At 34.3% G+C, this 25,717-nt stretch carries 26 protein-coding genes, 2 other RNA genes and 2 riboswitches; of the genes, 3 read left to right on the top strand and 25 right to left on the bottom strand.

From position 1 onward, the window contains the following. The 14 genes from ACUL40_RS00140 to ACUL40_RS00075 all read right to left on the bottom strand — a co-directional run bounded on the left by ACUL40_RS00140 (position 1) and on the right by ACUL40_RS00075 (position 12,905). Positions 1-1,053 (bottom strand): glycosyltransferase family 4 protein, encoded by a 1,053-nt coding sequence (locus ACUL40_RS00140; protein WP_001023704.1) that lies wholly within the window; start codon positions 1,051-1,053, stop codon positions 1-3. Further along, a complete protein-coding gene (locus ACUL40_RS00135; RefSeq protein WP_000237682.1) occupies positions 1,050-1,850 on the bottom strand; it encodes a glycosyltransferase family 2 protein in 801 nt (266 codons plus the stop codon). Before ACUL40_RS00135 ends, ACUL40_RS00140 begins: the two co-directional genes overlap by 4 nt. After that, on the bottom strand, positions 1,825-3,039 hold the full coding sequence (locus ACUL40_RS00130; protein WP_000429874.1) for an O-antigen ligase family protein: 1,215 nt from the start codon (positions 3,037-3,039) through the stop codon (positions 1,825-1,827). The genes ACUL40_RS00135 and ACUL40_RS00130 overlap by 26 nt, the downstream gene beginning before the upstream one ends. Positions 3,040-3,042: 3 nt before the next feature. Beyond that, positions 3,043-4,479 carry an oligosaccharide flippase family protein gene (locus ACUL40_RS00125; protein ID WP_000376138.1) on the bottom strand — a complete coding sequence of 479 codons (1,437 nt, stop codon included), beginning with the start codon at positions 4,477-4,479 and terminating at the stop codon, positions 3,043-3,045. Positions 4,480-4,514: 35 nt separating this feature from the next. Then, positions 4,515-5,153 (bottom strand): sugar transferase, encoded by a 639-nt coding sequence (locus ACUL40_RS00120; RefSeq protein ID WP_000617653.1) that lies wholly within the window; start codon positions 5,151-5,153, stop codon positions 4,515-4,517. Between the two features lie 18 nt (positions 5,154-5,171). Beyond that, the gene (locus ACUL40_RS00115; protein WP_167316531.1) at positions 5,172-5,792 is read right to left on the bottom strand and encodes a CpsD/CapB family tyrosine-protein kinase; all 621 of its coding nucleotides are present in this window, start codon (positions 5,790-5,792) and stop codon (positions 5,172-5,174) included. Next, the gene (locus ACUL40_RS00110; protein WP_065382081.1) at positions 5,779-6,522 is read right to left on the bottom strand and encodes a YveK family protein; all 744 of its coding nucleotides are present in this window, start codon (positions 6,520-6,522) and stop codon (positions 5,779-5,781) included. Before ACUL40_RS00110 ends, ACUL40_RS00115 begins: the two co-directional genes overlap by 14 nt. Then, a complete protein-coding gene (locus ACUL40_RS00105; protein ID WP_000833042.1) occupies positions 6,523-7,716 on the bottom strand; it encodes an acyltransferase family protein in 1,194 nt (397 codons plus the stop codon). A gap of 329 nt (positions 7,717-8,045) precedes the next feature. Next, positions 8,046-8,186, bottom strand: a complete 141-nt coding sequence (locus ACUL40_RS00100; protein ID WP_167316532.1) for an FbpB family small basic protein — start codon at positions 8,184-8,186, stop codon at positions 8,046-8,048. A gap of 356 nt (positions 8,187-8,542) precedes the next feature. Next, entirely contained in the window at positions 8,543-9,409 is an 867-nt protein-coding gene (locus ACUL40_RS00095; RefSeq protein WP_000757073.1) for a 5'-3' exonuclease, read from the bottom strand. Between the two features lie 132 nt (positions 9,410-9,541). After that, positions 9,542-10,267, bottom strand: a complete 726-nt coding sequence (locus tag ACUL40_RS00090; protein WP_000964949.1) for a P-type ATPase — start codon at positions 10,265-10,267, stop codon at positions 9,542-9,544. A gap of 335 nt (positions 10,268-10,602) precedes the next feature. Then, positions 10,603-10,768: riboswitch (M-box (ykoK) riboswitch) on the bottom strand. A 204-nt stretch (positions 10,769-10,972) separates the two neighbouring features. Beyond that, positions 10,973-11,359, bottom strand: coding sequence for a DUF350 domain-containing protein (locus ACUL40_RS00085; protein WP_000606868.1), 387 nt, complete (start codon positions 11,357-11,359; stop codon positions 10,973-10,975). Then, positions 11,352-12,590 carry a glutathionylspermidine synthase family protein gene (locus tag ACUL40_RS00080; protein WP_000084933.1) on the bottom strand — a complete coding sequence of 413 codons (1,239 nt, stop codon included), beginning with the start codon at positions 12,588-12,590 and terminating at the stop codon, positions 11,352-11,354. The genes ACUL40_RS00085 and ACUL40_RS00080 overlap by 8 nt, the downstream gene beginning before the upstream one ends. 3 nt (positions 12,591-12,593) lie before the next feature. Next, positions 12,594-12,905, bottom strand: coding sequence for a hypothetical protein (locus ACUL40_RS00075; RefSeq protein WP_000169030.1), 312 nt, complete (start codon positions 12,903-12,905; stop codon positions 12,594-12,596). An 83-nt stretch (positions 12,906-12,988) separates the two neighbouring features. Between ACUL40_RS00075 and ACUL40_RS00070 the strand changes: the two genes are divergently transcribed. Then, a complete protein-coding gene (locus tag ACUL40_RS00070; protein WP_001235523.1) occupies positions 12,989-13,438 on the top strand; it encodes a hypothetical protein in 450 nt (149 codons plus the stop codon). Positions 13,439-13,492: 54 nt separating this feature from the next. Here the strand turns inward: ACUL40_RS00070 and ssrS (ACUL40_RS00065) are convergent. The 5 genes from ssrS (ACUL40_RS00065) to ACUL40_RS00045 form a co-directional block, all read right to left on the bottom strand. Further along, a non-coding RNA gene (ssrS, locus tag ACUL40_RS00065) (6S RNA) lies at positions 13,493-13,676 on the bottom strand. A 21-nt stretch (positions 13,677-13,697) separates the two neighbouring features. Continuing rightward, positions 13,698-13,880, bottom strand: a non-coding RNA gene (gene ssrS, locus ACUL40_RS00060) — 6S RNA. Positions 13,881-13,996: 116 nt separating this feature from the next. Then, complete coding sequence (locus tag ACUL40_RS00055; protein WP_074047849.1) at positions 13,997-14,830, bottom strand: sulfurtransferase; 834 nt, start codon at positions 14,828-14,830, stop codon at positions 13,997-13,999. A 2-nt stretch (positions 14,831-14,832) separates the two neighbouring features. Continuing rightward, positions 14,833-15,105: a YpbS family protein gene (locus ACUL40_RS00050; RefSeq protein WP_000451818.1), complete on the bottom strand. Its 273-nt coding sequence runs from the start codon at positions 15,103-15,105 to the stop codon at positions 14,833-14,835. 20 nt (positions 15,106-15,125) lie between these two features. Next, positions 15,126-15,593: a GNAT family N-acetyltransferase gene (locus ACUL40_RS00045; RefSeq protein WP_000117689.1), complete on the bottom strand. Its 468-nt coding sequence runs from the start codon at positions 15,591-15,593 to the stop codon at positions 15,126-15,128. A 72-nt stretch (positions 15,594-15,665) separates the two neighbouring features. Here ACUL40_RS00045 and ACUL40_RS00040 point away from each other — a divergent pair, with 72 nt between their 5' ends. Further along, positions 15,666-15,920 (top strand): DUF3931 domain-containing protein, encoded by a 255-nt coding sequence (locus ACUL40_RS00040; protein WP_000369740.1) that lies wholly within the window; start codon positions 15,666-15,668, stop codon positions 15,918-15,920. Positions 15,921-15,923: 3 nt separating this feature from the next. Here ACUL40_RS00040 and ACUL40_RS00035 read toward each other — a convergent pair whose 3' ends face one another. Both ACUL40_RS00035 and ACUL40_RS00030 read right to left on the bottom strand, forming a co-directional pair. Continuing rightward, positions 15,924-19,583, bottom strand: coding sequence for a dynamin family protein (locus ACUL40_RS00035; RefSeq protein ID WP_063220805.1), 3,660 nt, complete (start codon positions 19,581-19,583; stop codon positions 15,924-15,926). 194 nt (positions 19,584-19,777) lie between these two features. Further along, positions 19,778-19,933: a hypothetical protein gene (locus tag ACUL40_RS00030; protein WP_000600125.1), complete on the bottom strand. Its 156-nt coding sequence runs from the start codon at positions 19,931-19,933 to the stop codon at positions 19,778-19,780. 199 nt (positions 19,934-20,132) lie between these two features. Here ACUL40_RS00030 and ACUL40_RS00025 point away from each other — a divergent pair, with 199 nt between their 5' ends. Further along, complete coding sequence (locus ACUL40_RS00025; protein ID WP_000193191.1) at positions 20,133-21,296, top strand: DUF418 domain-containing protein; 1,164 nt, start codon at positions 20,133-20,135, stop codon at positions 21,294-21,296. Between the two features lie 15 nt (positions 21,297-21,311). On the opposite strand, the gene pbuX is transcribed toward ACUL40_RS00025, so the two are convergent. The 4 genes from pbuX to ACUL40_RS00005 form a co-directional block, all read right to left on the bottom strand. Further along, a complete protein-coding gene (pbuX, locus tag ACUL40_RS00020; RefSeq protein ID WP_000809213.1) occupies positions 21,312-22,634 on the bottom strand; it encodes a xanthine permease PbuX in 1,323 nt (440 codons plus the stop codon). Positions 22,635-22,637: 3 nt separating this feature from the next. Beyond that, positions 22,638-23,231 (bottom strand): xanthine phosphoribosyltransferase, encoded by a 594-nt coding sequence (locus ACUL40_RS00015; protein ID WP_000866483.1) that lies wholly within the window; start codon positions 23,229-23,231, stop codon positions 22,638-22,640. Positions 23,232-23,339: 108 nt separating this feature from the next. After that, positions 23,340-23,441, bottom strand: a riboswitch (purine riboswitch). A gap of 116 nt (positions 23,442-23,557) precedes the next feature. Continuing rightward, positions 23,558-24,304 carry a type I methionyl aminopeptidase gene (locus ACUL40_RS00010; protein ID WP_000022487.1) on the bottom strand — a complete coding sequence of 249 codons (747 nt, stop codon included), beginning with the start codon at positions 24,302-24,304 and terminating at the stop codon, positions 23,558-23,560. A gap of 166 nt (positions 24,305-24,470) precedes the next feature. After that, positions 24,471-25,630 (bottom strand): IS3 family transposase gene (locus ACUL40_RS00005; RefSeq protein WP_445423132.1). Its coding sequence is split into 2 segments (ribosomal slippage): positions 24,471-25,372 and positions 25,372-25,630, totalling 1,161 coding nucleotides; the frame shifts between segments, so codons are not numbered across the junction. Between the last annotated feature and the right edge of the window lie 87 nt (positions 25,631-25,717).

The following is a 25,717-nucleotide window of genomic DNA, read 5'->3' as shown; positions in this document are numbered from 1 at the left end:
TCATTTGTTTAACTCATATATATTTTTCGTTTCTTCTATCATTTTAGCTAACGAGAAATACCTCACTGCTTTCTCTCGTGCTTTCAATCTAATATCATTTACCCTTTGTTCATCCCCTTGTAGTTCTTCAAGTGCACTTGCGAATTCAGATTCGCAATATTCAGATATTAAAACACCTGATTCTCCATCTATTACCGCTTCATGTATTCCACCAACATCTATTGAAACAATTGGTGTCCCTGTAGCCATCGCTTCAATTACTACCATTGGAAACACTTCACGAAAAGATAATAAAAGTAAAGCATCCATATTCCCTATAAACTCATGCGGCTCTGAAATATTCCCTAGCATCTTCACCCTTTGCTGTAATCCATATTTTTCTATTTCTTTCATAATCGATTCTTTCTCTGGTCCATCACCAGCAATATAAAACATAAAATCATTTCTCTTTTTCAACACATTTGCAATTTTGACAAATAGTTGATGGTTTTTCTCTTTGGATAATCTAGCTAATATCCCTATTTTATATGTAGATTCTTTCTTTTTCTGCTGGAATAAAAACTTTTCAATATCGACACCGTTATAAATTGTATTTATTTTTTCTTCTGCTACATGAATTGAAATTAAATTATTCTTCTCAAACTCACTTACTGTAATAATATTGTTCACATATTTATTCATGAAATAACGAAAAAGCGTTGGCATTTTCTTTTCTAATATCGTTACATTATGTTTCGTATAAACAATTTTCATCTTTTTTTTAATAAACTTTTGAATTAGAAAAGCATATAATACCATTCGCAAACTATTTGCATGAATAAGCTCTATCTTTCGTTTACAAATTTCGTTTCGTAAATAATAAATATTTCTCAAATGATTCCATCGACTAAGTAATATAAAATTTTCTTTTCTAGTAAGAGATTCATATAGTTCTCCATCACCTGCAGCTGTATAAATCTTAAAATCATCATAACGCAAATTACTTTCCAATTTACAAAAATAGCTCTCGGCTCCGCCAGTTATCAATTTATCTGTCATCAACAGTATATTCATAATTGCGTCTTCCCAACTACATTGATTTTATTTTTTTTATAAGCATGATAAGCATACTTACTAAAATAGTAAAAAATTTGCACCGAATTCAGTCGTTCTTGTTCCCTTAACAATTTCCAATACCGGAAAGCTGCTCTAATTTTATTTCTAGAAACAGAATTTGTAACAATTCTATATTTTGCTAACACTTGCTGTATCCCTTTTGCTTCATACCCTTCATGTAATAAGTTCAGCCATAACGCTGTATCTTCCGGCTGTATACTAGGCATTTCGACATATGGAATTTTTTCACGATCAATCATCACTGTTAAACAACCGATAATTGTATTTCCTACTAAATAATGATAGTCAACAGATTTTGGTGCACTCACTTCACGATTTAATTCATTACCGTTTTCATCAATTAAACTATACGACGCATATGAAAAAGCAATATTCATTTCTTCCATAAATAACAATTGTGTCTTCAATTTATGCGGCAACCATATATCATCGCTATCTAAAAAGGCAATGTACCTTCCTCTCGCCTCTTGGATCGCTAAATTCCGAGCTTTAGCAGCACCAACATTTTGTTTTAATGATAATAACCTAATACGTGAGTCTCCTTCTATTATATCTTTAATTTTTGTGGCAGATTGGTCGGTTGAACCGTCATCAACGATAAGCATTTCCCAGTTTTCATACGATTGATTCTGTACAGATAAAATTGTCTCACCTATAAATCGTATACTATTATAAGAAGGTGTTATTACAGAAACATAAGGCGGCTCGTTATGTGCTGATAGACATTTTACCATCTATCTTTCCCCTTCCTTCATATATTGAAATATACTTCACAACAACTGCTAAAAATAAAAAGAAGGCTTCGTTAATAATGAGTGACAATGACATCATCTGAAATATAAATGCAATCATAGTCAATAGAAGATATGGTTTTTCACGAAACAAAGTATGCTGCGCTAGCTTGAACATTAATATGAATAAAAACGCGCTGTATAGAAGAAAACCAATTGTACCCGATTCAGACAAGATTTCTAAAAATGTATTGTGTACATATAATTTTTCATTAAATTGATACTCATAATAATTCGAAAAGTTAAAAGCACCGATTCCGATATATGGATTGGATAAATAATATTTAAAAGCAGCTTCCCATAATGTAAATCTACCACTTCCATTATCATGGGAAAAATCAGAAATTCGTTTATTTAATATGTCATCTAATTGCCCCCCCATTACACTATTCGATAAACTAAAAATAACTACACTAAACAATACTAAACTTATAATTATTTTTATTTTTTTAGCGAAACTAGACATACATATATATACAAAAACGACAAGCACAAGCGCTAGTATACCACCCCTTGAAAAAGTTAATAAACTCGTCGTAACACATAAAATTAACCCTAGAATGTTAGTGATATTTTGTAAATTCGTCATATAGTACATAAAAAATATTGTATTATAGAAAATAAAGATGTTAGGATCATCTAGCAATCCAATTAACCGTGGATATCCTCTATCCACTAATAAACCAGCAAAAATTTCTCTCTCTTCTCCACCGTATAAACTAAAGTATTGTAAACCGATTATATAGAGTATTAGACTTACAACATTAAATACTACTCCTACATAAGCAATAGATGATTCAAGTACCACTATTTCAGTATTCCCCAATAAATTCCTCATTATAAAATAGCATCCTAAAACGAGTAGCACGCCAAAAATCATACGAATACTAGCATTTAAATACATAGAAAGAATTCCACTTAAACAATAAATGAAATAAAACAGTAAAAATATAACTTCATGAAAATATAATTTTTGAATATGAAAGTCTTTAATTGTTAAACAAAAATATATGACTAAAAAAATCATATATATCTTCAATGAAAATCCAATATATAAATTGTATTTACTTAACATAACAAATAATATTAGAAGAATAATCCATCCCATCGATACTTTCATATTATTTTCCATAGGCTATATCCCCTGTTTCGTAATATAATCCTTTTTGCGTATTTTTCTTATAAAAGAAAGAAGAAGTTTTTTTAGCTCATAATCATATAGGAATATGGCAGCTAGTACAATTAGTATATTAAGAACAAGCGCAATTAAATGATATGTATGCAATATATATTGCACTCCAATAAAGGTTACACCAAAATAAATTGTATACGGTATTACAATTTGGAATACAATTTTTTTCTTCACTACACTCACTGCTATATATCCCACTAAAGCGACTATTTCAAATAAAACCATAGCGTATGCCGCTCCTATCACTCCACCAAGACTACTAAAGCTATACAGCATAACCCCACCTATCACCAATGCTACACACTGCACAACAGTTCTCTTATTTTGACATCCACTCGTCGTTAAACCGTCAGCAATGGCAATATTTAAACTTTGTAGCACAATAAGAAATGATAATATTTGGAGTGGCTCTACTGCATTGCTCCATTCTTCATGAAAAAATATAGAAATAAAGTATGGTGCTAAATGATATAAACCGATCGTCATACATATTCCTACAATCGCCATTGATTTAATTTGAAGTAAATTTAATTTCGTATGCTCTTCTATATTATTCTGGTTATAATGCTTAAAGAGCACTGGAAAAAATGCACCTGCAATTACCCCTGGTACTTGATATAAAGCTGCCGGCATCCGGTACGCCACTGCAAAAACACCTACCATACTTAATGGCAATGTATAGTTAAGCAAGATAGGTGCTAATTGTGGCGTACTCATTATTAAAAAACCGCTAATAATAAAGGGAGTTAATTGCCAAAATAACGCTTTATGAATTACGACTTTCATATTCATTTTCGTCTTTTTTCTCATGATATATATACTGAATAAACCACCGATCATATACCCAAAAGCATATAAGCGAGCTGTTACATACACCGGTAACTCTCCGAAAATACAAAAACATGTAATTATAATGACAACTGATGCTGATACAACTTTTATGAGCGCTATATACTTCATACGTTCCGTCAGTTGAAAATAGGCAATCCCTATGTTTTGCCAAGTTAATCCTATTAACATGAAAAACATTACGTTTATCATCATATAAATTAAATTTTTATCCGCATACATATAATGAATAGCAATATAACCGATGATAGAAATAAAAATAAGTAGAATCATCCTTATTTTTATATACGATGATAAAATCTGCTCTAAATCTGCTCCATCCTTTGCCCCTTCTCGAAGAAACGTATTACTAAGTCCTAAGTCTGTAAAGAATAACATAACAAACGTCACTGCTATGGCAACACTAAACATCCCATAATGTTGTGCGTTAAAAAAGTTTGCTAAAACAATTAAACTGACGGCCTGAAGAAGGTTAGCTAAAATTGTACTATAAAATAGATGGATAATATTGTTTAGAATAGATCTATCCATACAAGTTCTCCTTTGCAAGTAACCTACTTACATATTTATCTTGCACCATTACCGTTCAATACAATTAAAACGGTTTTACATAAAATACGGATGTCCATCCGAAATGTTTTCATTTCAATATACTCCATGTCAAGCCTCAACTTTTCCTTTGGATCAAGATTATACCCTCCATTTATTTGTGCCCATCCTGTTAATCCTGGTTTTACTATTAAACGTTCCTTAAATTCTGGAATATACGCATCAAATTCATTATAAAAAAACTCTCTCTCTGGTCTAGGACCTACAAAAGACATATCTCCTCTTAAAATATTTAAAAGTTGTGGTAATTCATCAATTCTCGTTTTTCTTATAAACAATCCAACTTTTGTAATTCTTGAATCATGTTCTTTTGCCCATTGTGGGCCATTTATTTCAGCATCCTTTACCATTGATCTTAATTTAAATACATTAAACTTCTTCCCGTTTATACCTAAACGTTCTTGAAAGTAAATTGGAGCCCCTGATGTTTCTAAAGTAATCATAATACAAAAGAACAACATAATTGGTATCGTTAATAGTAACAATATGAGTGAAAATATAATATCAAACAAGCGTTTTACACTTCGATTCAATATGCTAGGCTTTTCTTGAGCCGGAATCGTATACAACTTGGCTTGATTTGTTTCACGAATCATGGATCGTTACCCCCACATTCAAGAATATAAAATTATACCTATTAATTCACATTCTTTCCTATTTATATCCGCTATTACTTTTTGCACTGTACGTAGTGAATCTTTTCGCTTTTTAACTGCTAAGACCACTCCATCGCATTTCTCTGCAATAATGTGCGTAGCAGGAAGATCAAATACTTCAGAAGAATAAAAGAAAATGTAATCAAAATCTTCTTTCCACTTAGCAATCGCATTATCAAATTCATCCATAGCAACTAAGGGCGTCCCTGTGTGTACTGTTTTTTTTGCAGGAATACAATATAAGTATTTAGACAAATTACTAGAAAAAGATTCATAATTGTAGGGGGAAGAGCTTATTATATCGTTTACTGTTATCATGTGATCACTTTGTAATAATACATTTAATTTAGGGTCAGAAAAATTCACATCAATAAGTAACACCTTTTTCTTCATTTCCGCAAACACTAGACCCATATTTACTATAAGCGAGGCAACAACCCCTCTGTCCTTCGTTGAACTAACTGTGAACAGTTGTTTTCCAGTTTTTTTCAGATCGTGATACACCGTATAAAACTGCTCTTTCATCAGATCATCATGCAGATCGAATGGCAGCTGTTTCTTTGTCCTAAACATCGACATGTTCACCTCGATATATAGATGATTGTTTATCAACCTCTGTAGGTTTCTTTTTTCTATTCGATTTCATATTTATGTGACCAATAACAGAGACTGTTGTTATTTTCTCTAAATCTTGTTCCGTGTATATACGTTCATCAAAATAATCTCGAAATACAGCTAAACCTATCCCAACAAAAAAACTAACAATTAAGGAAATAGGAATGATCAGTTGAAATTTTGGAAACAATTTTTCAGCCTGTTCCTGTAACTCAGGATCCGTCAACACTTTCACACCTTGTACATTTGTGTACTGTTGAAAACTTTGTTGTGATTGCTCTGCCAATGTCTTTACAATGTCTTTCACGACTTTCGGATTGGAATCTTTTACTGTAACAGTTACAATTTGTGAGTTGTCCATATTCACCACCGAAATTTTTTGTGCTAATTCATAACTTGATTGCTCTAATCCCAAAGTTTTTTTGACTGTTGAAATAATTAATGGGCTTTTTAAAATATCAACATACGATGTTACTAGCTGCTTATTTTCTTGTGTTTTATTTGTTGAATTTTCCTTATTAAACTCATCTAAATTCCCAACAAGAATTTGCATTGAATATTGATATGACGGCTTTAAAACATACATAGAGATAAGAACTAAAGAAGCGGTTAAACAACACATCGTTAAAATAATCGTTACAAATCTTCTTTTCAATAATTGTTGAAAATCTTTTATACTCATTTCTTGCTTCAATTATTTCACCGCCCTTTTCTGAATAACATCCTGCAAGTCACTCTTTACAGATACCCCTCTCTTCTTTCTATCCACTTGTTTTGTTACATACTTTCCGACTCTGAATGCAAATTTTTCTACATATATATACGAAAGTATTGCAAGTATAAACGAAAAAACAAGTGAAAAAATTAAAATAATAGGCAACGGTAATATTTCATGGAGCATGTATATAAGGGAAAACAACGATATAATATGGTATAAATAAAGACTGTAAGAAATCTTCCCCAAATATAACAAGTATTTATTGCGTAGCAAGGACGACAAAGTTGATATTGACAAGCTTAATATGACAAATAGACTTGCACTTATCGCCACTACGTAGTCTCGAAATATGAAATTATTGAGCACTTTCATTTCTCCAATAAGTCCTTCGTACATAAAAAGTAAAATCGCAAATAAAAACCATGCAATTTTCGTGTTTTTAGTACAATTACTATAAAAAACTATTAATTTATTTTTATACTTCGCAATTAGTGCCCCTAGTAAAAACAGCACCGTATAATGCAATGTTAATGCATAGCTTGTTAATGTTAAGCCCGAGCGAAACAAAAATAATATTACGACAGAACATATACTAAAACTAAACAATAATAGTAATGAACACCTCAACGTTTTTCGTAAGCAAATCATCAAAATTAGCGGAAAAATTATTGATATTCGCATTTCATGGACAAGTGACCAAATCACACCGTTATATGCATCTGTATTATATTTCCCAACCAATAAAATATGTTGCGCTATTAAACTTGAAGAACTTTCAATCGTCCACGAGCGATTAAACCATTCACTTAAATAAGAAATACCATATCCACTAATTGTAGTCTGGCATATAATAGCTATAATTAGTGCTACAATATAGGGAATGTATATTCTGCATATACGTTTTAAAAGGTATGATCCATAACTACTATAGGTTTTTTGAATAGATTCATACAAAACAAATCCGCTCAAAACAAAAAAGATAATAACAGATTCATTACCACTACTAAAAATTAGACGAGCAGGCGTTTCTTTTAATAGATACACAACAAATGGTTTATTATCTTCATAACTGTAATTTTGAAATGCTGAAAAAATCATTAAATGATGACCGATCATTACTATTAATGAAGAAATCCCTCTTATAGAATCCAATTCCTCGTATCTCTTCATCTTTTTACATCAACTCCTAATGAAATGATAATAATCATTTCAAAGCGACATCTTTATTCATATTCCTCTCCTTTCTTTTCATTCCAATTTTTCATATTAAAATGATTTTATAGTATAAATTTGAGTGTATTGTAACATTTTTTGTAATATTATGAATAGCGAATCTCAAAAATTGGTATATACCAATTTCAACCTCGAAAAATGAGTAATATTGATAGAAAAACGCTATAAAAATATCTTGCAAATTTACATAAATTAAAGAGATGAATAGCGTTTTTTCAATATAAAATAAAAAAGATAGCCTGCATAGGCTATCTTTTTTATTTTATTTAATTACTAGCACCACTATATGCTACATGTCGTTTCTCAATTCTCTCTTCAATTTCTTTCATATTTTCTTTATTATTTAATAGTAATTGTTTATTTTCAATTAATAATTGTTTAAAAGATTTTCTCACTTTTTTTCTCATTTTCATTGTCCTCCTTGGGGGATGGTTTATATAAAAGATAAAGAATTATCTGTGTGTCCTTATAATAATTGATTGTTGTGAATTCTATTTGAACTTCATATGAAAATTCCGTTTATTTTCTGACAACTTTGTGAACACGAAAAAAAAGACTCTCTAAAACTATGTTGAAATTAATTCACTTCATTATAAAAATTACTATTTTCATCAACTTTTATCATTATATCTTGTCGAAACATTTATATATTTAAAATTGAGTTCGACATAATTTTATTTACTATCATACTGTTTACAAAAACAAAAAGAAGGTGTCACCAAGTCAAAGTTCGACTTATGCAACATCCCTCTTTCCAAACTATTTATAGCATATTTATTAATATTTCAGGTCTTCCCCAATTCATTTCTTCACAAACAAATCTAAGTTTTTCTTCATCCATTGTGTGTAATCCCTCTTCTAGTAAACATGAAATTGGAACTTCACAGTGAATTTGTGCTAATTGCAACGAAATATTTAAGTTCTCTAAATCACTTTCAATCTTCGTACGCTGCGCTTTTGTTAATGATTCTACATTTTCTAGTACAGCGGATACTGTTCCGTGCTCTTGAATAAGCTTATACGCTGTTTTTTCACCGATACCTTTTACACCTGGATAATTATCACTTGTATCTCCCATGAAAGCTTTTGCATGGACGATTTGCCACGGCTCTACACCTTTTTCTTCCATGATTCTCTCCGGTGTGTAATATTCGTAATTTCCAATTCCTTTACGCAGAAGCATAACTGTAACGTTCTTATCAACAAGTTGAAGTAAATCTGTATCACCAGTTAAAATATAAACTTCAGCTTCATTGCAGTATTGTTTTGCAAGCGTACCGATACAATCGTCCGCTTCGTAGCCTTTCATACCGATAACTGGAATGGATAATTTCGCAGTCATTTCTTGCACTAAATCAAATTGAGGAATTAATTCTTCTGGTGGCGCTGCACGATTTGCTTTATAATTCGAGAACGATTCTGTTCTAAATGTCGTACTTCCCATATCCCAGCATGTAACGATATGTGTTGGTTCGATCGCTTGCGTAGCTGTTAACAAGTGTTTCATATAACCATGAATCCCGTTCGTAGGGGTTCCATCTTGTCGTTTCATAAATTGTCCGTAGACACTTGTTGCGTAAAAAGCACGAAATAATAGTGCCATACCATCAACTAATAATACTTTTTTCATAATTCCTCTCCTATTAAAAAAATAATAACCTCACGTTATCACGTAAGGTTATATAAATAGATTACCATTCTACGTTTTTGCTCAACTTTGTCTATTATACATTGTTTTTGTATATTTAGCACCATTAACACATTAAGACGTTCTACTACAACAAGTATGCAATATGCCTGAATACGTATTTTTTCCAGTAGAAACAACGATAGCTTTTGCATTTCCACTAACGATATGCGAACCTTTAAAACATACATTTTCAAGCTCAAGTGGATTATAATCTTTCATCCGTTTTAATGGAATAAATCGTTTACGTTCAAGGTGATAGCAGCTCTCAAACTTCTCTATATTCGCTTCGTTTCCCGTTAACACAGACTCATTCACTAATAAATCATCTGCATAAATAATACGTACATCAGCTGGCACAGCATCTCCAGCCGAAAGAAAAATCATATCTCCAGGTACAAGTTCTTGCACTGGTATCTCCATCATTTTCAGTTCACTATTTAGCCCTGTACTACTAGAACATTCTACTCTAGATACAGTAATCGTTTCACGTTGTAATTCATCACACACACGTTGTTTTGAAAAACCTGGAATCATGCCACCAAGCTTCATCATGACTTCTGCGAGAAGTGCTCTTTTTGAAGTTAGTTCATTTCGGCCATATACTTGAATACGTTTTTGTGCCTCTTTCATTGATAGTCCGTCTCTTGTTGTTTTAAAATATGCAAATACAGATTTGACATCTCTTGTTGCAATTTCAATTAATAAATCTTTATTTTTTTGGAGCATTGTTTGTTCTTTTATTGATTTTTTACTTAGTTTATATGACGTGTTACCCACAGTTTTGTTTGCATATAACATATTATCGTCTCCTCCTTTACAACATAGGAAGAAACGCTTTGTTTCTCAATTTATCCACTTTACTGTGAAAGTTTCTCGCGTTTTATAAACGCTACATTGTGATAAATATAGAGGGAGGAACAAATCGTTTCCTGCCTACATCATATATTTTTGATTTGAAGTATATGGGTAACGGAACCGAGTCAGAATTTGACATGCTCCTCACCTCCTCGTTTAATTTTATAGTTTATACTATGAAATTACTCATAGCTTGGTAACAAAAAAGACCCCTACCCTTAAGAGAGTAGCGGCCATTACATACACAAATAAACGATTTCTAATATAATTAGAAATCTACGGACCTCTCCCTCACCGAGTTTTAGCACTGTATAGCATAGGTACATTACCAGCTACGTTAAGAAAAACCTTAATTCGATCATTCCTGTTGACCCATTGGCGTCTCTCGACATTTTTGGGCAGTAGCATTTCTCTATACAGGAGCCTCACCTAACAGAGACTTATTTTCATTACATTGAAAATGTTACTCTTATTTAAAATAGATGTCAACCGTAGCCTACAATTTTTTCAAAAGGTATGGCAAACTAACGTATATAAAGTGTAACTTTAATCAGTGGGGGTTTTGTTCATCCCCCACTGATTATTAGCCCTCACCAATCGGGCTTTTACGGAATAAAATAAAAAACTTTACGTTTAAACGTAAAGTTTTTAATAAGTTATACAACCAGCAATTACAATCCCAATTGAAATTGATAAAAACATAAGAAAAAGACCGACTGCTTGATTATCTTCTTCGAGACTTTTGTTTATATTAAAGCGTGGTGTAAGCCACTCAGCTAAATAAAAGACGATAATTTGAGCCAAAATCCCAACTGCTCCCCACGAAATCATATCAAGAAGTGAAATTGAATTAGCTGCTGTCGAATATAAAACAACAGCTAACCCAAGTAATCGTCCTCCAAGCACATAGCTTACCGCCTTATTTCCTTGAGCCATTAACTTAAATTCCTTTACTTTCGTTGTCACTTCCATCAAGAACAGACCTATACATAAAAGGCCGAGTGTTACTACTAAATATAATAAAAAATTAATCATTTTTTCCCCTCCTTTTTATACCTACCGGTAAATAGTACGATTCATTTCCTGTAATCTTTTCTCCCGCACGAATACCGATACTACTCGCTTTTCCAGCAATTAAAAACGAACCAAACACATATGACAGTTTCTCGATCCCTTTTTCGGTTTCCAAGGATACGACTGGCAGTTCGATATACTTTTGAAATATCGGCAGTGACGCTTTATATGTTTGGTGTGCATTTTGAAGCATAATATTTTCGTCTTTATCGCGAATCGTAATTGTATCTCCTTCTCTCCCAAATGAAGGTTTTTGAACGAAAGAACCTTTTCCTAAAAATAAATCTGGTTCTAAATATGTAGGTAACATATATTCTTTAATCCACTGTTGTTCCTCATTTGTATAAAAGGCCTCTTCTTCTGCTAACCCCCAAATAAGACACTGAATTGATTTTGGCTGAAGTAAAAATGCTGACAAAGGATTTATTATAAAAAGCTTTCCGGCTTTTACAAGTTGTAACAGTTCCACACCTACCAAATCTCCTGTTTCAGGATCTTGATCCTCAATTAAATCTTCTATCGGATATGTTTGGCGATATAAAACATCAATCTTCGCCCCATCTTTATCGACTAGAGCATCCTTTGTAATTCTAAGTTCTGACATTGGCACTACTTTATTTTCAACATGGCATAGCTGACTTAAATACATAGTGGTATTCCAATCCTCGATATGTTCATGATGTGCTGTAAAAACAACATTTGGATTATCTAATCCCTTTGTCGCTTCCATTACTGCTTTCGTTACACCAGAAGATAGCAATCGTTCTTGATCCGAGTTTGGATCATCATAGCCTAGATTTCCACATACTTTCCCATTCATTTGAAAACATTCCACAATAAAAGTTGGTGTATCACTATTAAACTCAAGCATTTTGATTTTGTTATCCTCTGTTACAGCAAAATCAAATCGCGAAATTACAGATTCAGGATAGAGCCCTTTCATTCTAATGAAAGATAAACTCGCGGATGGAAAGCCAAGATCTAGAAGCTGTTCGTCACTTAAATTACGCAGCAGTCTAGCAGTCTTAAAAAATATTTTCCCCATTCGTTCAGTCGCTAAGTGTAATTGGTCCAAAGTCTGATTTGTTATAGAAAAAACATGAAACAAACTATACTCACATTCATATAAATCCGACCAAAAATCCGGATATTTCAAATAAAATTCTTTTCGATCCCTTATGTATTGCGACATATTTTAGCCCCCAAATCCTCCCTTTGAACCGCTTCCAATTCCACCTTTAAATTCAGCAGACGATTGATACGATTTAAACGCCGATGAATTTTTAAAAGTGGATTTATTTTGATAGTATCGCCCACCATAGAAATAATGCCCACGATAACCTGAACTACTATCATCACACTGCCATACCCCAAGTTCATCATCCCAATCCCAATCAGAACAACTATTATCATTTGGTTTTGGGGGAAGATCTTGTGCGCAACCAAATAAAGTGCCAGTCATTAAAGACGTTACGACACCACCTACTAGCCATTTCGTTTTTGTCACCTTCGCACTCCCCTTTTTAAATTCTATTCCTATTATATAGGATGGCATGATAAAGTAGAAGAAAAAGGAAGAAGAGGGATTAAATGCGCTTAGAATATCGACTTAATGATGAAACGAAAGGGTATCCTGCTTTATGGAACTACGCCAATATTTCTAATTCTGAAATTATCGCACGCATGACTTGTGAATATTTTATTAAAGAGAAAAATACTTATGTTGTTACTGCAACTTCGGTTGATCCAGACGGAACAGCAGTTATTTATATTCAAAAAGAAGTTTTCGCAAATGACCCTTCAGACCCTACATACTCCTACATCGGTTTTGAAATTAGAGAACTAAGTGAAACGAGTTCAAACATAGTAGATAGTCAAGATGTATGGAACTATGAAGAAATTTTACCATCTCTTCATTCAGATATTATATATATTCAGCGAGACGGCATGTCTATGGAGTTCTCCTTAGATTCAAGAGAGATTGATGAAGACAGAAAGTGCTACATTTATTACGGAAACTTCACAGGTGAATCAAGATAATATTGATATATCTATGCAACAAAAAAACCTTACGTATAAAACGTAAGGTTTTTATATAGCCCCACATATGCCGTTCTCTCTAGATGTCCATAAACCTGCTCTCACAGGTGGATGCTCTCACAAATGTTTGTAACTTCCTTCTTAAAAAGATGGCATGTTAGCTACATTTAAATATTGAACTTCCATATTAAACTTATTGGTTTAAGACATGCATAAGCTACGTACACCGTAGGAATTTTATATAAGGTTAGTTGAAATAAGACCCCCGCACGTGCCGCTCCTCGTAAATGTCCAAAAACCCGCTACTCGCAGGTGGATGCCCTCACAGTTACCGTACATCTTCCTCCACAAGGAAGGCTTGATGATGGTCGCTAAATATTGAGCTTCCGTATAACTAACATCGGTTTTAGACATAAATAAGTTACGCACACCGCAGGATGTATTATTTACTTGTCGTTATATTATCACATTGTTTCTAATGTGTAAAATACAAAGTTTTTCGAGCAATCTCTTGCTTGTGACCTTATTTTAATACAAATTATTTTTGCATGCAAGTGATTAATCTTCTTCTTTTGCAATTTGATTTTCTGGATAAGAAATCCAATCACTCCAGCTACCTGCATACAATTTTACATTTTGGAATCCAGCCAATTTTAATGCAACGATATTTGGACATGCCGTAACACCAGAACCACAATATACAATTGTTTCCTTATCTTTCGACAGATTTTGGAATCGGTCTTGTTGCCCAGCTTCATTCTTAAATTGTCCTGATTGCAACATTCCATCCTTCCAGAAATGGTTTACCGCTGTTGGAATATGTCCTGCTTTATGATCGACAAGTTCCTCTACACCAGCATAACGTTTCGGCTCTCTTGAATCAATTAATGTAACATCCGCACCTGCACGGATATTCTCTCTGACCGTTTCCATCGTTACAAGCATATGATCTTGTATATTAGCTTTGAATGTTTTTCGTATAGCAACAGGAATTTCCGCTGTTGTCGGTAGTCCATTCTCTTTCCAAGCGGGGAAACCACCATCTAATATATATACTTTCTCATGTCCTACATAGTTACATAACCACCATAAACGAGCAGCATTTGCACCGGCTTGACTGTCATACGCAATTACTGTCGTATGCTCATCAATACCAGCCTCCGAAAGCTTGTCTGCAAACTCCTCAATATTTGGTAAAGGATGGCGGCCACCATGTTCTGCTATAGGACTTGATAAATCTAAATTCAAATCAAAATATAACGCATGAGGAATATGTCCTTCTTCATACTTTTCTCTACCCCAATTAGGATTCGCTAAATCAAAACGACAATCGATTATACGGACATTCTCATCTTCTATATGCTCACGTAACCATTCGACTGTAACTATCATCTTTAACGACCTTCTTTCTCTTTCAAACGACTTACATACTCCATAACCATTTCTTCTGTAACATATTTACGCTGCAAGGTAACACCATTTTTTGCAAGATCATTAATTTGCTTCGTTACAACATTAATGACATCAACCGAAAATTCTTTCCCATTTGACGCAAGAGATACGGCAGCTTCAATAGCCGCTTCACGCTGTGCATCTAATTGTAAACATGCTTTTACACTTTCATTTTGTTTACGAGAATGTGCTGTAATTGCTTTATGTACTTCCATCTTCTCTTCCCCCTAAATAGTTATACGTTTTTATTCAATTCCATTGCAAGCCGGATCATATCACGACATACAATCCCATTTTCAATAATCTCTTCTTCATAATGCTTCGAAAAGTAATCAAAATCAATAGAAAAAATACGAAATCCACATTTTTGATATAAAGCAAGTTGTGAAACACTAGAATTGCCTGTACCAACTTCAAGTTTTGACATACCATATCCTTTAGCAGTTTCTACAGCATGCCTTAATAGCTTCTTCCCAATCCCTTTTCCTTGTAAATGCTCTGCAACCGCAATATTCATGATTTCCATCGTCTTTGGCCTTGTTTCCAAAAGAACATATACACCGATAACGCTCCCCCCCTGCTTAGCTACGTATGTTAATCCTCTTTGTACATATGTAGCTATTTGCCGTTCACTTGGATCAGCAAGTAGCAATAAAGACTTCGGTATAGCCTCTTTTGGAATACGTTCTATTACAACAGACATAAAAAATTCCCCCTTCTCTATTGTTCTAAACCCTCCTTGTCTACCATAAGTAATAGAAAGGAGGGATTCACCATGGACAACAATGAGAAAAAATGCAACGTCATCTCTATTGATGGAAAGAAGAAGAAAAGCGACACGTATTCCTATCCAAAATTAGTAGTTGAAAACAAAACATATGAATTTTCTTCATTCGTCTTATGCGGTGAAACACCAGATGGCAGACGACTCGTTCTTACTCATATGATTTCTACCGATGAATTTGCTGGATTTGTAAAATCTTTAGATACTGTACTGCAAAAGAAAATTGAACGAATCTTTTTCTCATAACGACTATATAACATAAATTTCTTTTTCAATCTCTACTAACTGCTTTTGCAATTGTTCTTTACTTTGTTCATATAGAGATACATCGATCGTTTCAGCCAATGCAAACAATATACTTTCATAATAGTTCATCACATCTTGCTGCATCACTTTTTGGAATAAGTTCCACTTCATATCCCACTCTTGCTTATAATGATGAACAAATAAATCTTTTTCATCAGCTACATAGTTTGATACGAACGGTTCTAATACAGATTTAGCGTCTTCTTGCATAAAAGCTTTGTCATTCTTTTCAAAAAAGCTTTTCTCATTTTTAAAATGTGCCAGTGCTTTTTTGAAATCTTTTATTTCAACTGAAGGGAACGGTTCTTTATGTGTAATATCTTTATATTCATACTCCACTGTTCCATTCATAGAAATTGATTCATTTTCTACTTTACAGTTCACTACAATTTCGTCCTTTGCACGCTTCATCGCTTCGTCTATCCATTTTTCAAGGCGTAATGATGTCGCACGCATTTCTTGCAATAAATCATGCTGAATAAATGCTACTAATTCCATAACACACTGTTGCAATTGTGTTTTCACATTTCCATCCGTTCGAAGTGACGCCGGATTAATAAATTCAGTAAACACATCGTTATAGCGTAGGAATAGACGCTGTTGCACGTAATAAAGCAACTCTTTCACTTCATTTTGCATCGCCTGTTCTTCAGCAAGTACACTATATGATGAAATGATATGAAGTAGTTGATCACGCTCTGCTTCATATTTTTTCGTTTGCTTCTCTTTCTCTTCATTCCCCTGTTTTGCACCCTTTATCATGTTTACTAAAAGCTGATCTGCCCCTTGCAAAGCACCATATAGAGCATGCACAGAAACAAGCATTAAATCTCTCATCATAAAGGACGTAAATGATTCCTCAAACTTCGTAATCCCAGAGTTTTGTAAAATACCATACTTCTCTTTTTCAACATTCTTTCCTTGTTTCTCTTCAAGCGCACATAAACTTGAAATTGCAAATAAACGCGGATTTCTAATACCGTATTGCAGCAGCTGATCTGCGATATAACCTTTTACCATTTCAAGTTCTTCTTCAGACTCTGCTAAATCCGCCGCATTAATTAAGAAGAACATTTTATCAAGGGCAAAAGTATCCTTTACACGACCAAGCTGAATTAAAAATTCACGGTCAGCACGAGAGAATACATGATTATAATATGTTACAAATAAAATAGCATCTGCGTTTTTAATATACTGGAATGCAACATCCGTATGGCGAGCATTAATAGAATCCGCTCCAGGTGTGTCTACAAGCGCTACTCCCTGCCTTGTTAAAGCACAATCATAATAAAGTTCCATATACTCAACGAAGCATGATTTCTCTTCATTCGCTACATAATCAGAGAACTCTTCTAATGTAACTTGTACTTGTTCTCCTAAATAAGTAGAAACTGCATCATATCCTTTTTGTACCGCTCGTAAAAAGCTAAATGTTGTTTTTTGCTTCCCAGTTGGTGAAGGATATTTCATAACTTTATCAATTTGTGCTAACGCTTCATCTAACGTAGCAATCTCATAATGAAACAGCTTATAAACAGCTTTCATATCTTCTAATAACGCTTGCTTTGATTTAAACTGAACAATTACTGTTCCGTGTGGTTTTTCCTCTGTAACCGGCAAAATTTGATTAATCGTTGCCGTCGTCGGGTTTGGTGATACAGGAAGTACTTTCTCACCGAGTAAGGCATTGGCAAATGATGATTTTCCAGCACTAAATGCCCCGAATAACGCTACTGTAAATTGTTTTGTTTCCACACGTCTTCTTTTCTCTATTACCTCTTGCTGTACATGTTTCAGCGCTGGCAATGGCTCTAATATCGTTTCAGCTTTTTTCACTTTCTCTAATATCCGCTGAATATTTAAAGCCGCCGTTCCTTTCAGCTCTTCTTCATGAACCGCTACGTTATCGCTTACGATTTCCTGCTCTTGTAGTGTAAATTTCTCACTAACAATTTGCTTTTCCCTTTGCAATATCTCATCTATTTGCAGCCCTTCAGGCGTAGCAACATGATCGTGCCAAACATTTCGTAAATAGTCTTCATATGCCTCCAAATTGTTACTGTATTGTAATTGTGTTTCTTTCGCCGTTTGCAGCATCGTATATGTTTCAATCTCTTCTTCAATACGAGCAACTGCTTCTCTCACCTTTTGCTTTAAAACGACCGCACTTTTATCAAAAATTTGCTGCGCTTTTATAAAATAACGTTTCTTCAGTTCATTCGCTACATCCGCTGTATAAAGAAGTAAGTAATCACCTGTGAAACCTGCGCCTTGTTTAATTACTTCAGCCAACATTTCTGGTCCGAAAGCAATTTCTAACCCATATATGTCTTTCCCAATTTCCTCCGTGAACAATCCTTCTTCTTTTAAGAAGGCTACAATAAATTCCTTCACATGAAAATCAAGCTGCGTTTCAACAGTCTTTTGAAGGGCAGAATAAAACGCCTCTACACGTCTTTGTTTTTCTTGCTCCGTCTTTCCTTTCGCAAATAGCAAACCGACCTTAAATTTTGTTAATTTCGTTTCTAAATATGCATTTGCCAATTCTCTCATTTCAAACGGCATTAAATATGCGTTATCTAATATAGCTTGTAAACCTTTTATAAATTCATTTCTCACATAAGATTCTTTACTTGCCTCACGATTTTTCGCTTCCGTTAACTCTTCCTTCTTTTCAACTACCTCTGAAATAGAAAGTGGTGATGCTAACTCTTCCTCATATTTCAAGAGAGCTTTTTCATTTTCAGAAACAATAAACGAGAAATGTTCTCCCATTAAATATTCTGTTTCTCGCTCCATTCCAGTCCTTACATACTGCTCTTTTTCTTTCATAATAGAAGTAATTAACGCTTCTAAGCTTCTAATTTCATTATGTGGATGGTTCATCATTCGTAATGACGTATAATAAACACCATCTACTTCAATATCCCAGTTAGAGAATGATTGTTTTACACTATCTTTATAATTCTCAAACGATAATTCATTTTCTTTATGTTTATCTATTTGATTTACAACGAGATAAACCGTTTTATTACGTTGTTTCAATTCTTTAACAAATTGTAAATTCACTTCCGATTGGACGTGATTATAATCCATCATATAAAAAATGACATCTGCCAGATGAAGTGTCGACTCTGTCGCTAATTGATGGGCATCATCTGTTGAATCAATCCCTGGTGTATCAACTAACATAACCCCTTCAGGAATCGGCGCGTCGTTTCGATAAATATGAACACCAATTACTTCATCGCCGTCTTTACAAATTTGTTTTAATTCTTCTGCTGAATATGCACCGTCATATTCGTACTGCTCTCCAGATTTAACCGTTACAACAACACGATCCATTCCTTTTTCAATTTTGACAACGTTAGCGCTTGTCGGAATTGGACTTGTCGGTAACAACTGCGCTTTATATAGATGATTCATCATCGTTGATTTCCCTGCAGAGAAGTGACCGCAGAACGCTATCATAAGCTGTTCTTGTTTATATTTTTGAATTACCTCAAACAACTTTAAACTATTCTCTGCATCGCCGTGTTTTTGCCACTCTTCATAAAAACAAACAAGTTTTTTCATACCGTTTGTCTGTACTATGTTTGTCATCCCCTTGTTCCCCTTTATCCAAGATGTATATACTTTTCCCCGCTATTTGCGAGCTCATAACCAGTGAGAGTTACACCTACCCATTGATTACAGTTTCACTTTACTATCATACTAAATTTTCAGCATATTCTCATTAAAAATAAAAAATCCCTTTCATTCTTTTTACAAATGAAAGGGATTTTATGTCATATCACTCATTTTGCTGTTCCTACTCCATTTAAAACATACTTCGCAATAACTGCATATACAGCGACTGTACCTGCTACTAATGCATATACCATACTTACGCACCAACCTTTTTTGATAATGATTATCACTTTTGAATACAGTTTATCATTAAAGAGAATCATTATCAACACTTTTCATAAAGAAAGCTCCTTATAAGAAGGAGCTTTACTGCCTGTTTTGAAAAAGGTTAAAACTTGTTGTGCACTCTTATTATATCTCATCCTACATAACTTAACAGTTTAAAAAAATGGAAATATCCCCTATCCCCTCCACCTTACATTTCGTATAATAAAAGGGAGTTACTTAACAAGGAGGAAAAAAATGACACAAAATCTCACACAAGGCGAGAGGATACACTCCATTGATATTATTAGAGGAATAGCTGTACTAGGTATTTTTCTTGTGAATTGGCCTGTTATCGCCGGGGTTGACTCACGTGATCTTTCAGGAATTTACGAAGGGATAGACAGCTACATTCGCCTATTTTACGATATGTTTATTCAAACGAAATTTTATACAATTTTTTCGTTTTTATTCGGATTAGGTTTTTATATTTTTATGAGTCGTGCTGAAGCGAAAACAGATCATCCAAAAATTTTATTTGTTCGCCGCTTACTTATTTTATTATTATTCGGTTTCTTACATTACGTTCTTTTATGGGACGGAGACATTTTACATACTTATGCGATTGCTGGATTTTTCTTATTTTTATTTTATAAGAGAGAACCTCGTACTATTTTAATATGGGCTATCGTTTTATTGAGTATTTTTCAATTCATTATGCTAATGGCTGGTATTACGGTTGCATTGGTACCAAAGGAAGAGCTAGGTTTTTCCTTACCTATCATGCCATTAGAAGACTGGCTGTCACAAATACAAAATCGTTTCCATGCATTTTACGCTGATGGAATTGGCTTAAATTTACTTATGCTCCCAGAAACAGTTGGGCTGTTTTTACTTGGTTTATACGCCGGCAAAAAGGATATTTTCCGCCGCGCGAAAGAGTTAGATCCAAAGCTTAAAAAATGGCAAATTATTATGTTCCTTTTTACATTACCAATGTGGTTCTTCATGGTTCGTTACTTCTTATCAAAACCATTTTATGAACCAATTTATATGCAGGTCTTTACAATGTTTAGCGGAAAAACGTTATTCATATTCTACATTTTCACACTAATGCGTTTATTACAAAAAGAAAAATGGCAAACGTTATTACGTCCATTCCAATACGTTGGACGAATGGCATTAACAAATTACATCTCGCATACAATTGTTACATTACTTGTATTCGGGCTATTGTTTAAAAATGATTATCTGGCTCCACTATGGGTTGGACCACTATTCTGCATTAGTTTCTACACGTTACAAATCTTTATTAGCCGCTGGTGGCTTTCACATTACCAATACGGACCACTTGAGTACATTTGGCGTCTTGGTACTTACGGGAAAATGATGCCACTTAAAAAGAAAAGCAAGGTCTCATAACGAGACCTTGCTTTTTTACGCTTCTCTTACTGCACTTTGCATAGATACTGGCTCTTCTTCTACTTTCACTTTGCGCTGCGGCACCATATTAAATACGATATTTAAAAGTACTGCTGACGCACTTCCAAGTACAATTCCGTTATCTGTTAAAATACGAATGCTTTCTGGGAGTTGTGAAAATAGTGTAGGAACGACTGTTACGCCAAGCCCAATTCCGACAGAACATGCAACGATTAATAAGTTTTCTTGTCTTCCGAAGTCAACGCTACTTAACATTTTAATACCATATGCCATAACCATACCGAACATCGCTAACATCGCACCGCCCAGTACTGATTTCGGAATAATTGTTGTAATAGCTGCGATTTTAGGAATGAAACCAAGTGCGATTAACATACCACCGCAAGTATAAATAATAACGCGATTTCTTACTCCAGTTAATTGAACAAGTCCTACGTTTTGAGAGTATGTTGTATATGGGAACGCGTTGAAAATGCCACCTAACACCATCGCTAATCCTTCTGCGCGATAGCCTTTTGTTAATTCTTTTTCACCGATTTTTTTATTGCAAATATCAGATAATGCAAAGTATACACCCGTTGCTTCTACAATCCCTACACAAGCAACGAGAATCATCGTAATAATTGGTGTTAATTCAAATGTTGGTGTACCAAAGTAAAATGGTTGAATACCGTGGAACCAATCCGCCTCTCCAACCGCTTGCAAACTTACTTTCCCCATAAACGCTGCAACGATAGTACCGAACAATAGACCTAGTAAAATAGAGATTGAACGAATAAATCCATCAAAGAAACGATACATAATGATGATAAATAATAACACACCAAATGCTAATGCTAAATTTTCAAGACTACCGAAATCCTTACTTCCTACTCCTCCAGCCATGTCATTAATTGCTGCTGGAACAAGTGTAACTCCAATTACAGTAACAACAGATCCTGTTACAACAGGTGGAAACAGTTTTACAAGTTTTCCAAATAATTTCGCAAAAATAACAACGAATAACCCAGCAGCAATAATTGCTCCATAAATTGAAGACACACCGTATTGTTTTCCAATCGCAATCATCGGTCCAACGGCTGTAAATGTACAACCAAGTACAACGGGAAGTCCTATACCGAAAAAGCGATTTGATAATGCTTGTAAAATTGTCGCAACGCCGCACATTAATAAATCAATTGAGACTAAATATGTTAACTCTTTTTGATTTAAACCAAGTCCACCGCCCACAATAAGCGGAACGATAATTGCTCCAGCATACATTGCAAGCATATGCTGCATACCAAGCGATGCAATTTTAAATGGATGCTGCTTCATCGTTTATTTCACCTCCGCAGTTTCTTGCTGTACAAATGTAACTGTGCCGTTATCAAGTGATGCAATTTCTGCTAGTGATTCAACACGAACGCCTTGTTCACGAAGCTTCTTTCCTCCATCTTGAAATGCTTTTTCAATAACAATTCCAATCCCTGCAATACTCGCTCCAGCTTGCTCTACTAAACTCATTAAACCTAAAGCAGCCTGACCGTTTGCTAAAAAGTCATCGATGATTAGCACGCGATCATTTTCATCGATATGATTTCGAGATAATGAAATTTCATTTGTTTCTTGTTTTGTAAATGAATATACGTTTGCAACGTACATATTATCTTGTAACGTTAACGATTTACGTTTTCGTGCAAAAATTACTTTTACACCAAGCTCTAATGCAGCCATAACTGCTGGTGCAATGCCTGAAGATTCAATCGTCACGATTTTTGTAATGTTCTCTTCTTTAAAACGTTTAGCAAATTCTTTTCCGATTTCTTGCATAAGTACTGGATCAATTTGATGATTTAAAAAAGCATCTACCTTTAATACGTCACCAGATAAAACCTTTCCTTCGTTCAAAATCTTTTCTTGTAATACTTTCATGTTTGTTCCCCCTCTTATGCAATAAAAAAACTCCAAAAGCCACCACCACTCGTTACAAGTGAGAGACGCGCTTTTGGAGTTTCGCAAAAAAAGAATGCTAAACAAGCAATTATATTCGTCCTCACTCATAGTCAAAGTATTTACGGTACTTCGGTAGAAACTTGCAGGCCATATCCCCGCGATTATATGAGTGTAGCTAACTATTTATTTTATAGAAGGATTATAACGTACTTTTTATGCTTTGAAAAGCATTTATCGAAAAAACACGTACAAATTTTTAAAAACTACTATTTTTGTTCGAGTTTTGCAAACTCTTTCATTTCCAATTACAACTTCGTTAAAATGATTGGCCCATCTTTTGTAATCGCAATTGTATGCTCATATTGAGCTGATAATTTCCCGTCCATCGTTCGTGCAGTCCACCCATTTAAATCTACTTTAGAATATCGCATACCTATATTTACAATCGGTTCAATTGTAATTACCATTCCTTCTTGTAACTGAGGTCCTTGTCCTTGTTTCCCAAAATGAAAAATTGCTGGTTCTTCATGAATCTCTTTACCGATTCCATGTCCCGTAAAGTCTCTTGCAACAGAAAAACCTTCATTTGTTACATAACTTTCAATTGCATAGCCAATATCTCCTACATGATTACCAATTACCGCCTGGTCAATTCCTTTATACAAAGCATTCTCAGCTACTAACAACAACTTTTCTGCTTCATCAGAAACTTTTCCAACTCTATACGTCCAAGCAGAATCTGAAAGACCCCCATTTAAGTTTACTACCGTGTCAATTGTTACAATATCACCCTCAGTTAAAGGAACATCGGCCGGAAACGCATGACACATTTCATCGTTTACAGATGCACATATCGCATATGGATATCCGTTGTACCCTTTCTGCTCAGACGTTGCACCATGCTGTTCTAAATATGCTTCAACAAACGTATTAATTTCTTTTGTAGTAATACCTGGTTTCATCATCTTCGCAATTTCTCTATGACATGAAGCAAGTAATTTTCCCGATTCATGCATTAACTCTATTTCATTTTTCGTTTTAATTATACTCATGCTGTCTCTCCTTACTAAACTTGCTATTTACTATTAAACTTCAATCATACACATCCTCTTCCAAAATTTCAAAACTTCCAATTACAAAAAGTATGATTTATTTCTGCATAAAAAAACAGAAGGAGATGGTCATCTCCCTGTCAAGTAGACAGTAATAAAAAGAGTATTATGCCACGGCCTTTTCCCGATATTCTATCGGGGAAAGGCCGTGAAGTTTTTCTTGGAACCTTTCTGTATTATAGAATTGAATATATTCTTGAATTGCTTGATAAGCCATTTCATATGTTTTTGGGCGCACTAAATACAACTTCTCTGTTTTTAAATGTGAGAAGAATGATTCGATACACGCATTATCAAAACAGTTTCCACGTCTAGAATGACTACCGACAAATCCTAATCTTTCTAACTGCTTTGCGTAAGATTTTGATGTATATTGAAACCCTTGATCTGAATGTAAAAGGGGCTTAATGGATAAGGATTTCCCCTCTAATTGTTGTAATGTAGTTAAAACCAAATCTAAATCATTTCTTCGAGATAGCTTCCAAGCGACAATTTCATTGTTATATAGGTCTAACATGGCTGACAAATAAGCAAACTGGTCTCCAATTCGTACATAAGTAATATCCGTTACATATTTTTGATTTTGTTTGTCCGCTTGAAACTCTCGGTTCAAATGATTTTTAAATATCACCGATGTTTTCCTTCCGTAAAATGGACGTTTTTTCCGGATGATAGATTGGATGCCTAATTCTCTCATGAGACGGCGAACACGTTTATGATTCATTACCATTCCTTCTCGAGCTAAAGCACGAGTCATGCGTTTATACCCATAGTAAGGGTGCTGACGATGAATAGATAAAATATGTTCTTTATGCCACATATCCCTTTTCTGACGTAAACGCTCTACGTTATGATATTTCCGCCATTTATAGTAGCCAGCCTTAGAAACTTCCGCGATTTGAAACAGCCATCGAAGTGGATAGGCTTGGCGTAATGAATCGATAAGAGAAAATCGTTCTTTCTTTAGGACCATTCCTTCCCGTGTAGATTTGGATTGCGCTTTTTTAAATACTCAACCTGCGCCTTCAAATAAGCATTTTCTTCTTCTAGACTATTAAAATTCTTTCGATTCCAGACACCACGTTGATCCTCAAAGGACTCCCCCTGTTGCGCACGTTTTACCCACTCAATAATCTGAGCATCACTCTTCACACCGAGTTGTTCACGAATTTCTCGCAATGATTTTCTCTCTTCTAATCGAAGACGAACTGCTTCTTGCTTTAGTTCTTCTGTATATTTTTGAAATGATTGTCCTTTTCTTGCCATAAAAAAATCCCCTCCAGATAAAACAGTATTGAGTCCATCATATCAGATGGACTCTTTTTTTACTGTCTACCTATAGGGGATAATACC

This window comes from Bacillus sp. KNSH39, assembly GCF_052656585.1.
This window is presented reverse-complemented; position numbering and strand designations above follow the sequence as displayed.

Coding starts and splice junctions, on each gene's coding strand:
- ACUL40_RS00095 (WP_000757073.1), bottom strand. CDS start 9,409: ATGAAAAAAGTATTATTAGTTGATGGTATGGCACTATTATTTCGTGCT.
- ACUL40_RS00050 (WP_000451818.1), bottom strand. CDS start 15,105: ATGGAAGTACATAAAGCAATTACAGCACATTCTCGTAAACAAAATGAA.
- ACUL40_RS00040 (WP_000369740.1), top strand. CDS start 15,666: ATGGACAACAATGAGAAAAAATGCAACGTCATCTCTATTGATGGAAAG.
- ACUL40_RS00055 (WP_074047849.1), bottom strand. CDS start 14,830: ATGATAGTTACAGTCGAATGGTTACGTGAGCATATAGAAGATGAGAAT.
- ACUL40_RS00140 (WP_001023704.1), bottom strand. CDS start 1,053: ATGAATATACTGTTGATGACAGATAAATTGATAACTGGCGGAGCCGAG.
- ACUL40_RS00035 (WP_063220805.1), bottom strand. CDS start 19,583: ATGACAAACATAGTACAGACAAACGGTATGAAAAAACTTGTTTGTTTT.
- ACUL40_RS00070 (WP_001235523.1), top strand. CDS start 12,989: ATGCGCTTAGAATATCGACTTAATGATGAAACGAAAGGGTATCCTGCT.
- ACUL40_RS00125 (WP_000376138.1), bottom strand. CDS start 4,479: ATGGATAGATCTATTCTAAACAATATTATCCATCTATTTTATAGTACA.
- ACUL40_RS00135 (WP_000237682.1), bottom strand. CDS start 1,850: ATGGTAAAATGTCTATCAGCACATAACGAGCCGCCTTATGTTTCTGTA.
- ACUL40_RS00115 (WP_167316531.1), bottom strand. CDS start 5,792: ATGTCGATGTTTAGGACAAAGAAACAGCTGCCATTCGATCTGCATGAT.
- ACUL40_RS00015 (WP_000866483.1), bottom strand. CDS start 23,231: ATGAAAGTATTACAAGAAAAGATTTTGAACGAAGGAAAGGTTTTATCT.
- ACUL40_RS00090 (WP_000964949.1), bottom strand. CDS start 10,267: ATGTTATATGCAAACAAAACTGTGGGTAACACGTCATATAAACTAAGT.
- ACUL40_RS00025 (WP_000193191.1), top strand. CDS start 20,133: ATGACACAAAATCTCACACAAGGCGAGAGGATACACTCCATTGATATT.
- ACUL40_RS00100 (WP_167316532.1), bottom strand. CDS start 8,186: ATGAGAAAAAAAGTGAGAAAATCTTTTAAACAATTATTAATTGAAAAT.
- ACUL40_RS00080 (WP_000084933.1), bottom strand. CDS start 12,590: ATGTCGCAATACATAAGGGATCGAAAAGAATTTTATTTGAAATATCCG.
- ACUL40_RS00010 (WP_000022487.1), bottom strand. CDS start 24,304: ATGAGTATAATTAAAACGAAAAATGAAATAGAGTTAATGCATGAATCG.
- pbuX (WP_000809213.1), bottom strand. CDS start 22,634: ATGAAGCAGCATCCATTTAAAATTGCATCGCTTGGTATGCAGCATATG.
- ACUL40_RS00120 (WP_000617653.1), bottom strand. CDS start 5,153: ATGATTCGTGAAACAAATCAAGCCAAGTTGTATACGATTCCGGCTCAA.
- ACUL40_RS00045 (WP_000117689.1), bottom strand. CDS start 15,593: ATGTCTGTTGTAATAGAACGTATTCCAAAAGAGGCTATACCGAAGTCT.
- ACUL40_RS00105 (WP_000833042.1), bottom strand. CDS start 7,716: ATGAAGAGATACGAGGAATTGGATTCTATAAGAGGGATTTCTTCATTA.
- ACUL40_RS00130 (WP_000429874.1), bottom strand. CDS start 3,039: ATGGAAAATAATATGAAAGTATCGATGGGATGGATTATTCTTCTAATA.
- ACUL40_RS00030 (WP_000600125.1), bottom strand. CDS start 19,933: ATGATTCTCTTTAATGATAAACTGTATTCAAAAGTGATAATCATTATC.
- ACUL40_RS00085 (WP_000606868.1), bottom strand. CDS start 11,359: ATGATTAATTTTTTATTATATTTAGTAGTAACACTCGGCCTTTTATGT.